The organism is Streptomyces sp. NPDC005728 (assembly GCF_040630895.1).
GTDB lineage: Bacteria > Actinomycetota > Actinomycetes > Streptomycetales > Streptomycetaceae > Streptomyces.
In genome coordinates this window covers 1-14,240 of sequence record NZ_JBEXYL010000147.1, presented here as the reverse complement: position 1 = coordinate 14,240, position 14,240 = coordinate 1, and the positions used below count along the sequence as shown (strand labels likewise).

At 68.4% G+C, this 14,240-nt stretch carries 14 protein-coding genes and 1 pseudogene; 6 read left to right on the top strand and 9 right to left on the bottom strand.

Going from position 1 to position 14,240, the window contains the following annotated elements:
• The 4 genes from ABZ471_RS44280 to ABZ471_RS44265 form a co-directional block, all read left to right on the top strand.
• A partial coding sequence (locus ABZ471_RS44280; RefSeq protein ID WP_359074828.1) for a condensation protein occupies positions 1–1,166 on the top strand: 1,166 nt, incomplete at its 5' end.
• Entirely contained in the window at positions 1,163–1,903 is a 741-nt protein-coding gene (locus tag ABZ471_RS44275; RefSeq protein ID WP_359074827.1) for a class I SAM-dependent methyltransferase, read from the top strand. The genes ABZ471_RS44280 and ABZ471_RS44275, both read left to right, overlap by 4 nt.
• Before the next feature lie 903 nt (positions 1,904–2,806).
• Entirely contained in the window at positions 2,807–2,995 is a 189-nt protein-coding gene (locus ABZ471_RS44270; protein WP_359074826.1) for a Trm112 family protein, read from the top strand.
• A 304-nt stretch (positions 2,996–3,299) separates the two neighbouring features.
• A complete protein-coding gene (locus tag ABZ471_RS44265) occupies positions 3,300–3,485 on the top strand; it encodes a hypothetical protein (protein WP_359074825.1) in 186 nt (61 codons plus the stop codon).
• Between the two features lie 53 nt (positions 3,486–3,538).
• Here the strand turns inward: ABZ471_RS44265 and ABZ471_RS44260 are convergent, their stop codons facing one another.
• Complete coding sequence (locus ABZ471_RS44260; protein WP_359074824.1) at positions 3,539–4,276, bottom strand: site-specific integrase; 738 nt, start codon at positions 4,274–4,276, stop codon at positions 3,539–3,541.
• Positions 4,277–4,532: 256 nt separating this feature from the next.
• Between ABZ471_RS44260 and ABZ471_RS44255 the strand changes: the two are divergent.
• Positions 4,533–4,721 (top strand): annotated as a pseudogene (locus ABZ471_RS44255) (hypothetical protein); the annotation flags it as partial.
• On the opposite strand, the gene ABZ471_RS44250 reads toward ABZ471_RS44255, so the two are convergent.
• The 7 genes from ABZ471_RS44250 to ABZ471_RS44220 form a co-directional block, all read right to left on the bottom strand.
• On the bottom strand, positions 4,693–5,451 hold the full coding sequence (locus ABZ471_RS44250) for a DUF2182 domain-containing protein (RefSeq protein WP_359074823.1): 759 nt from the start codon (positions 5,449–5,451) through the stop codon (positions 4,693–4,695). The pseudogene ABZ471_RS44255 and the gene ABZ471_RS44250 sit on opposite strands and share 29 nt — an antisense overlap.
• Positions 5,448–6,062, bottom strand: a complete 615-nt coding sequence (locus ABZ471_RS44245; RefSeq protein WP_359074822.1) for a DUF1326 domain-containing protein — start codon at positions 6,060–6,062, stop codon at positions 5,448–5,450. The genes ABZ471_RS44250 and ABZ471_RS44245 overlap by 4 nt, the downstream gene beginning before the upstream one ends.
• 452 nt (positions 6,063–6,514) lie before the next feature.
• Positions 6,515–7,942 (bottom strand): cellulose binding domain-containing protein, encoded by a 1,428-nt coding sequence (locus ABZ471_RS44240; RefSeq protein WP_359074821.1) that lies wholly within the window; start codon positions 7,940–7,942, stop codon positions 6,515–6,517.
• Positions 7,943–8,065: 123 nt separating this feature from the next.
• Positions 8,066–9,619 (bottom strand): beta-N-acetylhexosaminidase, encoded by a 1,554-nt coding sequence (locus ABZ471_RS44235; RefSeq protein WP_359074820.1) that lies wholly within the window; start codon positions 9,617–9,619, stop codon positions 8,066–8,068.
• A gap of 53 nt (positions 9,620–9,672) precedes the next feature.
• Positions 9,673–10,482 carry a carbohydrate ABC transporter permease gene (locus ABZ471_RS44230; RefSeq protein ID WP_359074831.1) on the bottom strand — a complete coding sequence of 270 codons (810 nt, stop codon included), beginning with the start codon at positions 10,480–10,482 and terminating at the stop codon, positions 9,673–9,675.
• Positions 10,483–10,559: 77 nt separating this feature from the next.
• Positions 10,560–11,495, bottom strand: a complete 936-nt coding sequence (locus ABZ471_RS44225; protein WP_359074830.1) for a sugar ABC transporter permease — start codon at positions 11,493–11,495, stop codon at positions 10,560–10,562.
• 104 nt (positions 11,496–11,599) lie between these two features.
• A complete protein-coding gene (locus tag ABZ471_RS44220; RefSeq protein WP_359074819.1) occupies positions 11,600–12,874 on the bottom strand; it encodes an extracellular solute-binding protein in 1,275 nt (424 codons plus the stop codon).
• Between the two features lie 238 nt (positions 12,875–13,112).
• On the opposite strand from ABZ471_RS44220, the gene ABZ471_RS44215 reads away from it, so the two are divergent.
• A complete protein-coding gene (locus ABZ471_RS44215; protein WP_359074818.1) occupies positions 13,113–13,958 on the top strand; it encodes a GntR family transcriptional regulator in 846 nt (281 codons plus the stop codon).
• Between the two features lie 123 nt (positions 13,959–14,081).
• Here the strand turns inward: ABZ471_RS44215 and ABZ471_RS44210 are convergent.
• Positions 14,082–14,240 (bottom strand): VOC family protein (locus ABZ471_RS44210; protein ID WP_359074829.1); only part of this gene is annotated, 159 nt, incomplete at its 5' end.

Sequence of the window (14,240 nt, the reverse complement as noted above, 5' to 3'; positions counted from 1 at the left end):
GCTGGTACCGGCGGCACTACACATGGGAGGTGACCCAGGACCCGGACACGGACCCCGTCCGCTTCCCGCCTCCCGGTCCGGACGCTCTCGCCCTGGCCCGGAAACGGTCCCTTGCCGACTGCCCGCCGCTGACTGCGTCCCCGCCGCTCCGGCTGGAGGTCGTCGATCCGGGCCCGCAGGCCGTCGGTTGTGTGCTCGTCCTGACCCTCCATCACACCGCCCTCGACGCACCGACCGGACTGCGGCTGCTGGCCACCACGGCCGAGGTGTACAGCGGGGTGACCGACGAGCCCGCCCCGCCCCCCGTCCGCGCTGCCCCGCCGCAGAGAACGATCGAGCCGGCTCCCCCAGCCCCGCGCGGCCGGCCCGCCCGCGTCGCACCGGCCGGGCCGGACCCGCAGGCCGGGCCAAGTACACCGGCCGACGGCCTGTTCCTCGCCTGCCTCCCGGTCCCCGTACGGCCGCCCCGCGACCGCGGTCTCGCCATTCCGTACACGGTCAACGACCAGGTGCTGGTGGCCGCTTCGCTCATGGTGGCCCGCTGGAACCGGATCCACGGCAGTACCGGTCGGCCCGTCTGGCTCAACATGCCCGTCGACGACCGGCCGCTCGGCCCGCACATGCCGATGGGTAACGGCACCAGGCTACTGAGGGTGCCGGTCTCCCCGCAGGACCGGGCGGACGAGGCCCTGCTGAGCGCCGAGAACCCCAACCCTGACGCGGTCGTACGCCTGCTGCGTCACACGGCGCTGCGCACCAGGGCACTCAAAGCCACCCCGCCCGGTCCCCCGCTCGGCCGCGGCGCCGCCGCGCTCACCGTGCCCGTGCTACCAGTCGGCTCGCGGCGCGCGGTCGCCCGCGCGGTGCGCCGTGCAGGCGCTTCCCGGGCGTCGACGATGCTGGTCAGCAACCTGGGCCGGCTTCCGTACCCCCTCGTGTTCGGGGACGCGGGGCGGGCCCGGGCCGTGTGGTTCTCCGGGCCCGGCCGACGGCCCACCGGCCTGAGCCTCACCGTCACCACCACCGACGGACGCCTCCAAGTGGCACTGCGCTGGTCGCGGGCCCTCTTCGACGACGACGCCGGGGCACGCCTCGGCGATCTCCTCGCCCAGTCCCTCGACGCCACGTCGTGGCGTGACCCGGCATCTCACAGGAGCCGCACATGACCGACACAGTGCGCCCCGCCGAGCTGCGGGACTTCTACGAGAATCCAGCCGTACCCGTCGCCTCCGGCACCGAGCGCAGCCTGCGCCAGGCCCGGATCCTGGCCCGTGCGCTGGGGCCGGTGGGCCCGGATCGGGCCCCTGCGACCGTCCTGGACGTCGGCTGCGGCGACGGTACGGCCGCGGTGACAGCGGCACTTGAACTGCCTGGGCACCATGTCATCGGGATCGACTGGTCGCAGGACGCGCTGCGCCGCGCCGCACCCCGCCTCTCGGGGGCCGTACGAGGAGAACTGTCCGGCAGCGGCCTCCCGATCGCGACGGGCAGCGCCGACGCCGTGCTCTTCAGCGAGGTCATCGAACACCTCGTCGACCCGGACAGCGCGCTCGACGAACTGCGCCGGGTCCTGTGTCCGGGCGGGCACTTGATGCTCTCCACTCCCAACCTCGCCGCCTGGTACAACCGTGCGCTGCTCCTCGTGGGGGTACAGCCCGTCTTCTCCGAGGTCAGCCTGCGTGCCGTCCACGGCCGCCCCGGACACGAGGTGGTCGGCCACCTCCGGCTCAGCACCGCACGTGCGCTGCGGAGTCTCGTGGCCGCGTCGGGCTTCGAGGTGGTCGCGGTCACCGGTGCGCCCTTCCACGGCGTCCCGTCTCCGATGCGTCCGCTGGACCGGGCGCTGTGCCGCCTCCCGTCGCTGGCCTCCATCCTCCTCGTGCACGCCCGGCGGGCACCGTGACCGGCTCTGGAGTGGCGGCTGCGTTGCTGGCCAATCTGCTCTGCTGCTCGGGCTTCCTTCTGGAGAAGCGGGCGCTGACCGGCCTGCCGCCCTTGCGCGGAAGCGAGCCCGTACGTGCGCTGCGGCTGCTGCTCGGCAGTCCGCTGTGGATCGCCGGCTGCGCGGTGCTCTGCCTCGGCTTCGCCGCGCAGCTGCTGGCCTACCGGACCCTTCCGATCGCCGCGGCGCAGGGCATCCTCACGGCGGGACTCGTTCTGCTGTTCCTGCTGTCGTCCGTGCTGCTCGGGGAGCGACCCACCGGCCGCGAGCGGGCGGGCACCGCGATCGTCGTCGTCGCCCTGGTGATGGTGATGACATCGCTGGAGGACAGCCCGCACCAGGTAGGCAGGACCGCAAGTCCCGTAAGGCTCCTCGCGGTCTCCCTGTCGGCCCTGGCGGTGGCGACATGGCTGTACACCGGCGTGGAACGCCGGACCCGCCGTCGTCACCGCCCGCCCACCAGCGGCGTGGGGCACGGCGTGGCCGTCGGGCTCGTGTACGGCGTCAGCTCGCTCGCGACCAAAGGGACGGCGGGACTCCTCACCGCCGGCGATGTCACGGGCTCGGTGCTCGGCCTGCTCAGGTCGCCGTACCCGTATCTGTTGCTCTTCACCAGTGCCTCGGGGCTGGTCATGTCCCAGACCGCGCTGCAACGCCACCGGGCCGTCGTCGTCGTTCCGGCCTCGACCACCGTGACCTGTCTCTTCGCAGTGGCGACGGGCACATACGCCTTCGGTGACCCCTTGCCCGAGGACCCGCTGCGGCTGGGACTGCAACTCGGCGGCACAGCCGTCGCCGTGCTCGCCCTGGCTGCCCTGCCGCGCCAAGACCCCGAGTTCAAGACCGTCCCCAAGGAGTCCGGCCATGAAGTCCGACGACCCGCTGCTCAAGATCCTCGCCTGTCCGATCGACAAGGGACCACTTACACTGCTTGCCTCCCAGGACGCGCTGTACAACCCCCGGCTGGGACTTCGCTACCCGATGGTCGACGGCATCCCACAGCTGCTCCCGACCGCTGGTGAACCGGCCCCTCAGGCAGGCGTGAACGATTGACTCCGTGCGGCGGAGCCGCCGATCCCATGGGAAGCTCGGCGATGCTCAGGGTCAACCGCTTGTCCGCCATGTACCACCAGCAGATGAAGAAACTGCTGGGACAAACGTGCAGCGCGCCGAAGACCGGAGCCTGTCTCCTGCCAAGTCACCTACTGCGCGGGGGTCCTTCGGCCAAGGGCTCAGACACCCTTGACCGAAGCTCCCGAGGGAACACTTCGCTACCACTCGATCCGCCGCCTCTACAAACCATGGTCTGCGACGAATGCTCGGGCCTTCTCGACCCTTGCTCCCTTGAGGACCACAATTGCCCGCGCAGTTCATGAACGCCAAGCAGACCGCCCAATACCTGAACATGTCGATCACGTGGGTGTACCGAGACGCACCGAAACTCGGACTCACCCCCTACAAGTTCGGGAACGGCCGTAGCGCCAAGCTGCAGTTCAAGATCACCGATGTGCATGCCTGGGCTCGGCAGCAGAAGCTCGGCTGACTCCCTCCGCTATCAAGCCCTGGCCGCCGGCGCGGCCAGGGCTCGCCGTCATGTCATGCCGCGAGTGCCATGTCCAGCACCTGCGCCGCCTTGCCGATCGATCCCGGCACGAGGTGCCGGTAGATCTTGAACGTGACGTCGGCACTCTTGTGCCCCATCCACTCAGCGACGTCCGTGATGGGGATGCCGTTGCTCAGGCAGTTCGACGCGTAGAAGTGACGGTTCCCGTACAGCACCATCCCCTCCGGGATGTCCACCTCGCCCGACGCCCTGATCCGTCGCCACTGGTTGTCCATACCCCAGTGTGGATACGGCTTGCGCGGACCGGTCTGCTGGCGGAGCAGGTAGCCGTCGATCAGCATGAACGCGTCGTCGCCTGCGGTCCGTATCGCACGCAGCTGTTCGAGGGACGGGATCACCGCACGAGCCGGGTCGTACTGCGGGGGCTTGACCCCGGCCGCCGGGTTGCCGGAATAGATGCCGAGGCGATGCGCAACCAGGAGGATCGCGCGCAGCTTGTCGAAGGCGTTCGCCTGATTGACGAGTCCCGCTCCCGCGCGTTCCATCGTGCGGATGAAACCGCCGACCACCTTGTCGTCGAAGGAGTTCATCCGCCGGCTGGCGAGCGCCGGGCAGAGGTGGACGGCCCGGTGCCGTTTGCCGGTCTTCCACACCTCGGCGTACTCCTGGAACCGCATCGCTCCGTACTTCTGGAAGCGCTCCGCCTTCGACTGAGAGCGCGACGCCGCCGTCCTCTTCTCGTTGTAGGTCTCCGTCAAACGCTCGATCACCCGGTCCTGTGTCGCGAACCCGGCCTCCTCCGTCTGCCTGCCCGCCGCATTGCGGTACCGGATCTTGTACTCGTGCGGGCACTTCGACCCACGGGACTGAGAGTGTTCGCAGTCCCTGAGAAGGTGCCCATGCCCCGTGCGAGCGCGCGTGCCGCCATGTGGTGCTGACTCCTCGGCGTCCGATGCTGACCTCTTGCTGACCTCCGAGGGTGCGCGATACCTCTGACCTGGGAAGAACCGCAGATCACGTGGTACGTGGTGGAACTTCGTCGGGCGTACGCAGGCGGAGATCGAACAGGCCCGTGAGGACTGGACGAAGGGGTCCCGGTTCGGCGAGGTGAAGGGGTACGACGGGCCCCGCGTACCCTCATGTGCCCGCCCGGCGTGTGCTTTCTCGGCGGGCACGGCCTCCGTCCTCACATCCCGGCCGTACCGCCACCGGTGAGCCCCGGAGCCAGCGCCGGGACCCAGAAGACGGCGACGGCCAGGCCGATCGAGGCGATCCCCACGGCACGGCCCACCAGGCGGCCGGCCGGAGCCAGCTTCTCCGTAGTGATCACGGCGGTCAGGACCACCATGGCCCACAGGTTCATCACACCGAACGAGGCCAGCAGTACCATCAGCGACCAACAGCAGCCCAGGCAGAAGGCTCCGTGGTGGGCTCCGGCACGCAGATCCCGCGAGGGCCCGGGGTACGAGGCGTAGCGCAGCATCAGCCCGATCGGTGAGCGGCACCTCGCCAGGCAGCGGTCTTTTAGGGGCGTGAGCTGGTAGACGCCGTTGACCGCGAACACGGCCGCGGCCATTGCGCTCCCCACCACGGCGGGGAGGCCCGCTGCTCGGCCCAGGCCGGCAGCCACCCCGTACGCCGGCAGCCCGGCTGCGGCCCAGACAAGCAGGTAGGCGATGGTGAACACGAGCATGCGCGGCGCCCGGTGCACGGTGATGGTGCGTGCGTACAGTGCGGCGACGGGCGCCGTGGCGGGCAGCATCATCGCAGCCATCATCAGCGTCCACACGGCCAGGAAAGCGGGCAGGCCCAGGCCCATGGTGCCCGGCATCGCCTGCATACCACCCCAGCGCGTCACCACCCAGACCCAGGCGGCAGCCGCCGCGACCAGCAGCAGTCCGGCGGGGCCCGCCCCGGGGTGGACGGTGACCAGCCGACCGGTCACGCGGACCACGTGAAGGGCGCCGAGTGTCCGTTGCCGCCGGAGAAGTCCCAGGACCGGCCGTACACGCCATCGCCCGTCGCCCGGGTGGACCGGGCAATGGTCAGCGTGCTGTTCGCCGGATGGAACATGCCGGTCAGGCCCATGACCGGGCCGTCCTCGCCGAACTGGGGGGCGACCTGGTCCTCGATCTCGATGTCGATGGCGTCACCCACCCGCGCGGCGTGGCGGCGGCCGTCGTCGCGGTAGTCGATAGGAACGCGCTCCACGCCGAGCACCTCACCGATGAGGGGAGTGAGCGCCGCCATCGGCCCGCCGGCCTGGCCGGAGAAGACCTTGCCCAGCGCCTCCGCCTGGCCGTCGTCGGCCGAAGCGTCGAGGTACAGCGCCACCTGCCAGCCGCCCTCGGCCATCACCCGGGGCGCGTCGATGAAGACGGCGACGCTGCGGTCGGAGACGTCCACACCGTCCACGCTCCCGCTGTCCACGTGGAACGCGAAGGTCACCTGGCAGCGCTCGTGGTCGGCCGGTGCGGTGAGGCCCGAGGTGGTGCAGGGGCACACCACGTCACAGTTGCAGCTCTCCAGATACGTGCCGTTCAGATTCCAGGGCATGGCTGTTTGGCCTCCCTCTCTTACGTCCCCCTCAGCGAAGGGAGTGCATCGGGAGGGTCCGTTCCGTACCCGTGCAGCTCTTCTCCAGGCTATTCCCGACGACCCCCGTCGCGCAGATCCGCTGCCGGCGCAGCTCACTGTCCTGGTACCGGGCCCTGGGGGCCGCCACGGCCTCGGATTCGTCATCCACGGCGTCCTCGTCATGGCTCGTTCAAACTCGAACGGCACCGGCCTCAACCAGGCTGACTGGCGTACCCGGGCCCGCGCCCTCGGAGCGCTCACTGCCGCCGCAGGCTGAACGGCCGCAAGCTTCGGGAGTCCGTGCGCCCGCATGCGGGCGCACGCCCAGTTCTGCCCGCGTCTCTGCCGTCCTCCTTGCGACAGGGGCCGAGGCTGCCCGTCCTGGCGCCCCTCTCTTGTCCGCTCTTGTCCGCCAGGACGGGCATCCTGATCTAGGAAGCGGGTACTTCGTCCACGAACGTTTTCCCGGCGGTGCGGTACGCGGCCACCTTCGTGTCCACCTGGGCCGGTGTGAGGACCTGGTCTTTGACGTGCAGGACATAGTCGACCTGCTCGTCGTAGGACCGAGGTGCGGTCGATGTCTGCCCGGCGAGGTCGATCAACCATTGGTTGAAGTTGATCGACATCGGCCGCTCCGGCAGGTACTGGGCATCGTGGGTGCCGAAGAGCTGACCGTCGATGTAGTACTTGATGCTGTTGTTGTCGATGGTGAGTACCAGGTCGTGCCAGCCGGCGTAGCTCTGGCGCGCTTCGGTGTGCTGGTTGACCGCCTGCCACGGATCCGGGTTGTACGTCTCCCAGGACGTGGTGTACAGGATGTTGCCGGGCTCGCCCCAGCCGCCGTTGGGCAGGTACTCGAAGTCGTACTCGGAGTAGTCGTCCGCCATCGGCGCGGTGAGGTCGTTGATGGTGAAGAACGTCTGCACCAGGTGGTCACCATCGGGCCCTGATGCGGGCGCGTCCGAGAACTTTACCCGCGCGGCGTAGGTGCCGTTCTTGAACTTCAGGCTCTTGGTGACGACTTCGGTCTGCCTGGTGGTCTCGGCGGTGCCCGCGGTGGAGGTCTGCAGGTTCATCACCGAGTTGCCCGAGACGCTGGGGAAGGTGACCTTGGACGGGTCCCAGGTCGCGCCGGGGACACCGGGGCCACCCGAGTTGGAGCGGACGTTCCAGCCGTGGGCGGAGATCGCCGGGTCGGTGGAGGACGTGTAGTTGAAGTCGTCGAACAGGGTCTGGCCGCCACCGGTGGGCGGGTCGGTCGGGTCCGTGGGATCGGTCGGGTCGTTGTTCTCGGGCGCGGTTCCCCACACGGTGCTGCCGGCGAGCTGCGCGGTGACCTTGTTCCAGTCCGCGTAGGAGGTCTGGGCGGCGCTGAAGGAGTAGTCGTCCGCCTGGTTCATTGTCTGCCAGTTCGACTGGTAGAAACGCAGCTGCAGGTCACCGGTGTCGGCGCCCGGCGACAGTGATCCGGCGCCGGAGGTGAAGCCGATCTCCAGGTACCGGTCCGCGGTGGCGGTCGGGTGACTCAGTGTGCCGAACGTGCCGGTGACATTGGCACAGCCCTTGACCGCCCAGGAGCAGGCGAACCTGTACGAGGCGTTCGCCGAGTCCGCCTTGAAGTAGTAGCGGACCTTCACCTGGCTCAACTGGATCGTCGTGGAGGAGGTGTTGCGCACCTTGAACCAGGGCTCGCTCTGATCGGCGGTGGCTCCGCTCGCGCTGGTGCGGTACTGCACGGCGACACCATCGCCCGCGGCGGCGGTCGCCGTCATCGGAACGGCGGCCAGGGCAGTGCTGCCCAGGAGAGCGGCCAGCGCCAGTGCCACACGGCGCCGGCCTGCAGTGGATCGGGTTCTCATCTGCGGTTCCTTTCGGAAGGACTCCCGCTTCCCGCGGAAGGATCTGGGGTGTTCCGGCACGATGGGTCGCCGAAGGACGTCACGTGGTGAGGGGAGGGCCCGTGCGGGCGGCCTGGCGTCCGTCTATCGGTTGACGTGGGCGGGCGGCGCGTCGTGCGGGATGCCGAGCGCATTCAGGCGTGCCTGGTGTCCGGACAGCCGGGAGGTGAACGTCCCCCAGTCGTCCTGGCCGTTCCAGATCCGCTCGGCGAGCGCGCACAGGCGCGGATAGGTGAGGTATTCGATGTGTTCGGGCGTGGTGACGAACTCGGTCCATACCTGGCCCTGGGCGCCGAGCACTTGCGCCGCGATCGCGGTGTCCTGATCGGGGGGCGTGGGATCGAAGTCGTACACGGTGCGCAGGTCGACGACGAGGCCCGGTTGGGCCGGGGGCTCCGCGGGGCCGTGACCGCGGGCGTAGTCGAAATAGGTGGCACGGTGGTCCGCGTAGATCACCTCGTGCCCCCGGCGCGCTGCCGCCCACGCGTGCTTGGGCTCACGCCAGCTCATCACCGTGCACTGCGGGGGCAGGGTGGTTTCGTACTCGGCCCAGGCGACCGGACTGCGCCCTGCCTTGAGCAGGTGCTTTGCGATGCGGGCGATCAGCCACGAGTGCAGTGCGCGAGGTCCAGGCAGCCCTTCGCGGGCAGCGCGGGCAACGGCGACCGGGCTGTTCTCCCACTCGGTCGTGGGACATTCGTCGCCTCCGATGTGAATGCGCTGGGAGGGGAAGACGTCCATCACCTCGTCCAGGACCGTGCCGAAGAAGTCCAGGACGTGATCATCGACGCCGAGCACGTTCTCGCACACGCCCCAGTGCGTCCACACGTCCAGGTGCCGTGCGGCGTCGGTGCCGAGTTCGGGGTACGCGGCGAGGGCGGCCCGGACATGGCCGGGCCCGCCGATCTCCGGCATCACTGTGATGCCACGCTCGGCTGCGTAGGCGACCAGGCCCGCGAGTTCGCCGCGCGTGTAGAACCCTCCGTGCGGTCGTCCGTCGAAGCGGCTGCTGCCGGCTGGGCCGATCATGGACTGGGCTCGCCATCCACCGATCTCGGTGAGCCGGGGACAGGCGGCCACCGGCATGCGCCAGCCCTGGTCGTCGGTGAGGTGGAGATGGAAAGTGTTGAGCTTGTGCAATGCGAGCAGATCGACGAATCTGCGCAGGTAGGACACGGGCTGGAAGTGCCGGGCGACGTCCAGCATGGCACCCCGCCAGGTGTACCGGGGGACGTCCGTGATCTCTACGGCCGGCAGTAGCCATGGCATGTCCCGAACGGGCTGCTCAGAGAGCGCCTGGTGGGGAAGTAATTGCCGCAGCGTCTGGACGCCGCGCAGCAGACCGGTCGGGCGACGGGCCCGCAACAGGACCCCGAAGGGGCTGATGGTCAGGCCGTACCCTTCTTCGCCGAGGCCGGCGAGTGCGTCATCGAGGGCGAGGACGACGGCTGCGTCGGTGGCGGCTTCCAAGCGCAGGCCGGTGGCGGGCTCAAGGAGGGTACGCAACAGGGCGGCGGCGGATTCGGCTCCAGGGGTGGCATGCACGCGGGTGTCGCGGTCGAGGCGGAAGGAGCCGCGGCGCACGGTGAGTTGCCGGGGCTGGGGAACCAGGGTGTCTTCGGGGCGGGGCAGATCCACGGGCTGTTCTCTCCAGCGGTCGTGGGAGACGGGGAAGGGGGGTGGGGCGGGGTTCAGCCCTTGACGCCCCCGGATGCGAGTCCGGACGTCACGTGGCGCTGGAGTACGAGGAAGATGATCAGCGCGGGCAGGGCGAAGAGCGTGGAGGCGGCCATCGTGGCTCCCCAGTCGGTGCCGAACGTCGACTGGAACGAGGAGAGCCAGACAGGCAGGGTCCGGCTGTCCTGCTGCTTGATGATCAGGAAATTGGCGTAGGTGAACTCGTTCCAGGCCGTGATGAACCCGAACAGGGACGTGGCCATGAGACCGGGCGCAAGCAGCGGGAAGGCCACCCTGCGGAAGGCGCCGAGTCGGGTGCAGCCGTCGACCTGGGCGGCCTCTTCCAGCTCCGGCGGGATCCCGGCGATGAAACCGCGCAGTACCACCACCGTGAACGGCAGCGTGATCATGAAGTAGATCAGTGTCAAGGTCGGCAGCCGGTCGAGCATGCCGGTGTCGCGGGAGATGATGTAGATCGGGATGATCAGCGATTCCCACGGGGCCATCTGCGCGATGAAGACGGCCAGCATGAAGTGCCGCCGACCCCGCCACCGCAGTCGTGCCACGGCGTAGGCGGCGCCGAGCGCGACGACCAGCGCGAGGAGCACGGCGCTGAGGGTCACCAGAATGCTGTTGCGCCAGAACAACGCGAATCCGTCGGCGCCGACCGCCTTCCGGAAATGGTCGAGCGTCCACTCCTCGGGGACCAGGCGGGGGTGATATGACTGGATGTCACGCGAGGGTTTGAACGCGGTCGTGACCATCCAGTACACCGGGAACAGACAGGTCACCACGGTCAAGGCGGCGGCCACGTGCAGGGGCAGACGCCTGACGAGACGACGCGAAGTGAAGGTGCGGGAGCGCCCTCTCGATGCCGGAGATGCCTTGAGATGCGTGGCGGTCACAGGGCCTCCCCCTCCTGGCGGAGCAGCTGGCGGAAGTAGAGGACCAGCACTCCGCTCATCAGCACGACAGTGATCATCGAAGCGGCCGAACCGAGGTCGTAGCGCTGGTCAGCGAGCGCGGTCTGTACGGCGTAGACAGGCAGGATGGTGGTGGCGTCGTCCGGGCCGCCGCGGGTCAGCAACCAGATCTGGACGAAGGCCTTGAAGGTCCAGATCACTTCGAGCGACAGCACGAGCATGAAGATCGGGCGGACGAGCGGGAAGGTGACGGACCGGAAGATTCGTGTCGCGCCCGCACCGTCCAGGCGTGCCGATTCGTAGAGTTCGGACGGGACGGTCGTGAGCGCCGAATACAGGGTGATCGCAGCGAACGGCACGGACTGCCAGACGATCAGGATCACGACGATGGTGAACGCGGCACCGCTGTGCGCGAACCAGGGGTATCCCTTGTACGAGTCGAGGCCGACTCCGGTGAGCGCCGCGTTGACGATGCCGAACTCCGAGTGGAACAGCCATTGGAAGACAGTGGTCGCGGCGACGACGGGCACGGCCCAGACCAGCACCAGGGAGCTGAGGACCACAGTCCTGAATGTCTTTCCGAGGCGCTCGATCATCAGGGCGATCAGGGTCGAGAGGACCATGATCACGACCACGTTGACCGTCATGAACCAGAAGGTGCGGCGCGTCACCTCCCAGAACCGGGGATCCTCGAGAAGCGTGCGGTAGTTGCGGAGACCTACGAAGTGGGCGTGGCCCAGGATCAGCTGGCGCAGCCGGAAGTCCTGGAAGGAGATGATCACGGCACGTGCCAGCGGGTACAGCAGGAGGTAGAGCATGCCCAGAACGGCGGGGGCGATCAGCAGGTAGGGCCAGGGTGAGGTCCTGCGGGGCCCGGGCCGCGGGCTCGACCGACCGGGGCCGTTCCGGGGCAGGTGACGGTTGACGGGGCGTGGTGCGCTCCGTTCACGAACGGTCGGCACGACGACTCCTCGCGCTCGGTGGCGGGTTGCTCTCTGACTGTCGGTGGCCGAGACGCTCAGGAGCCGCTGTTCAGCGTCGTGGTGATGGTCTTGGAAGCCTTGGCGGCCGCCTCCTCCTCGTTGCCGCCGGTGAGGACCGCGGTCATGTACTCCTTGACGGGGTTCTTGGCCTCGACCGCTGCCCACTGCGGTGTGTTGGGCGTGGCGTGGCCGTTGGCGGCGCCGACTGCCATGGCTGCCGTACCGGGATCCGCGGAGACGGCGCCGGCCAGGGTCTTCTTGTTGGGCACGTAGCTCATGGCCGCGGCGAGCTTCTTCTGCCAGGCATCTCCTGTGAGCTCCTTGATGAAGGTGAATGCCTGCTCCTGGTGCGCGGCCACGGCGGGAACGACCAGGTCGGAGCCTCCAGTGAAGACGGCTCCCGGAGCCTGGGCCGTCTTGCCGGGGATCGGGAAGAAGCCGAGCTTGCCTCTCAGGTCCGGGTTGCTCTGCACGACGACGTTGGCCCCGCCGGGAGTCGAGATGATCTGGGCGACCTGTCCCTTCGCCATGACTTCGGCCTGCGGCGGCTCAGCCTCGTCGGAGTCCTTGGGTCCCTTGCCCAGCGCTTGGAGGCGGCCGTAGAAGTCCATGGCGCGCAGTGCCTCAGGGCTGTCGAGCGCGCCCTGCCACTTGCCGCCCGCCTTGACGGCGAGGTCGCCGCCCTCGTCCCAGATGAAGCCGGAAAGGGCGTACCAGTTCTGGCCCGGCAGGTAGATACCCTGACCTCCGCCCTTGTTGAGCTTCTTCGTGGCGGCGATCCACTGGTCTCGCGTCTTGATCTCGCCGGCGTCCACTCCCGCCTTGCCGAAGAGGTCGGTGCGGTAGACGACGACCCTGTTTGCCGCGTAGTACGGGATGCCGTACTGCTTCCCGTCGTACACCCCCGGCTCGGCAAGACCCTTCAGCCAGTTGCTCCCGCCCAACTCCGCCACCCTGCTCGTGAAGTCGGTCAGGCCGCCGCTCTGGGCGTACTGCGCGACCTGGGTGTTGCCGACCTCGATGACATCCGGGGCGTCGTTGCTCGCCAGCGCTGCCGTCACCTTCTCGCCTATGCCGTCCCACTCCTGGATCTGGATCTTCAGGTCGATCCCGGGGTGCGCCTTCTCGAAACCTGCCTCGAACTCCTTCTGGAAGGCAGCAGAGACGCTGTCACGCATCAGCCACACGTCCAGGACGGTCTTCTTCCCGTCCACGGTGCCATCCGACTGATCACCAGGGGAGGAACATGCCGTGAGTCCGGCGCTGAGCAGGGTGGCGCCGAGCAGTGTAGAGAGCAAGCGGTAGTTCACGATTCACCTCTAGGAGACCTCGAGACGGATGACGCACTCCGCGCTTGACCAGTTACCCTTAGGGGGCTTACCAGTTGATGCTGCATGAAGGTGGCATAGACCAATGCGGGCGTCAACCCCCTGTGCGATTTCAGGGGTCTGGGGCCATCAGGCGGGTTCCGGAGGGGTGGAGCTATTTACCACCAGACCAGTTAGGGTCCATACCAGTCGCTGTCCCGACGACGATCGAGAGTTCTGCATGGAGATCGACCCCTCCGCCTCCCGCGCGGTGCTCAAGCGCGAGAAGGTCCGTGATGCCATCCTGGAGCTCATCGAGGAGCGCAGCCCGGGTGATGCCATTCCCTCCGAGCGTGTCCTGTGTTCCGAACTCGGCGTGTCCCGGCCGACGCTGCGCGCAGCGGTCGATCAACTCGTCGTCGCCGGACTGCTGGTGCGCGAGCACGGCCGAGGCATGTTCGTGGCAGGAGAGAAGATCACACAGGAATTGGTCGCAGACCGCCAGACCTTCAGCCTGCCCCAGGCTGCCGGGACATGGACCAGCAGACTCCTCGAATTCAGCACACTGCCCGCCGGTGCTCGAGTGGGGCGCAAGCTGCGCGTCTCACCGGCGGCCGAGATCCGGTACGTGGCCCGCCTGCGCCTTGTCGACGGTTCCCCCATGGCCATCGAATACCTGCACGTCCCGGCGGACCTGGTGCCGGACCTCAGCAGCGACGAACTGGAGAACGGCGACCTGTACGAGCACCTGAAGGAACGTCACGGAGTCCAGGTCAGTGAGGCGGTGCAATCGATCGAGCCCACAGTAGTGACCCAGGGCGAGGGGAGCCTGCTCAGCGTCCCCGAACTGTCACCTGCCCTCCTCTTCGAACGTCTCACCTCGGACACCCATGGTCGACCGGTGGAGTACGTGCACTCGATCTACCGCGGGGACCGATACCGCATCGTCTCTCGACTGGCACTCGGCCCGCGCACCGAGCGTGTCCCGCCCCGCGAGGGTCACCACCCCGGCATCCCACCGGGGGATTTCATGCCGGGTGAACCCGTCACCTTCTCCACCCGCGGTGTGGTGCAAAGCGAGCTCTGACGGTCCGCGGCATCGCCCGACTGCACAACCGTGCCCTCACAGGGCAACTCCAGCCCCGCACGGGATCACCTTCAAGACAGGCCCAAGGAAGACGGCTCCCCACCTCGCCGGCTCGGAGGATGCTCAGTCGACACAGAACTCGTTGCCCTCGATGTCCTGCATCACGACGCACGAATCGTGGCCGTCGTACAGGAGTCGCATGCGCACCGCGCCGAGCGCAACCAGCCGTGCGCACTCGGCCTCAAGCGTGGCCAGGCGCTCTTCACCCACGAGCCCGGTGCC

Excerpts from the sequence above, each read along its gene's own strand:
- ABZ471_RS44275 (WP_359074827.1), top strand. The coding sequence starts at position 1,163 with ATGACCGACACAGTGCGCCCCGCCGAGCTGCGGGACTTCTACGAGAAT.
- ABZ471_RS44270 (WP_359074826.1), top strand. The coding sequence starts at position 2,807 with ATGAAGTCCGACGACCCGCTGCTCAAGATCCTCGCCTGTCCGATCGAC.
- ABZ471_RS44245 (WP_359074822.1), bottom strand. The coding sequence starts at position 6,062 with ATGCCCTGGAATCTGAACGGCACGTATCTGGAGAGCTGCAACTGTGAC.
- ABZ471_RS44240 (WP_359074821.1), bottom strand. The coding sequence starts at position 7,942 with ATGAGAACCCGATCCACTGCAGGCCGGCGCCGTGTGGCACTGGCGCTG.
- ABZ471_RS44215 (WP_359074818.1), top strand. The coding sequence starts at position 13,113 with ATGGAGATCGACCCCTCCGCCTCCCGCGCGGTGCTCAAGCGCGAGAAG.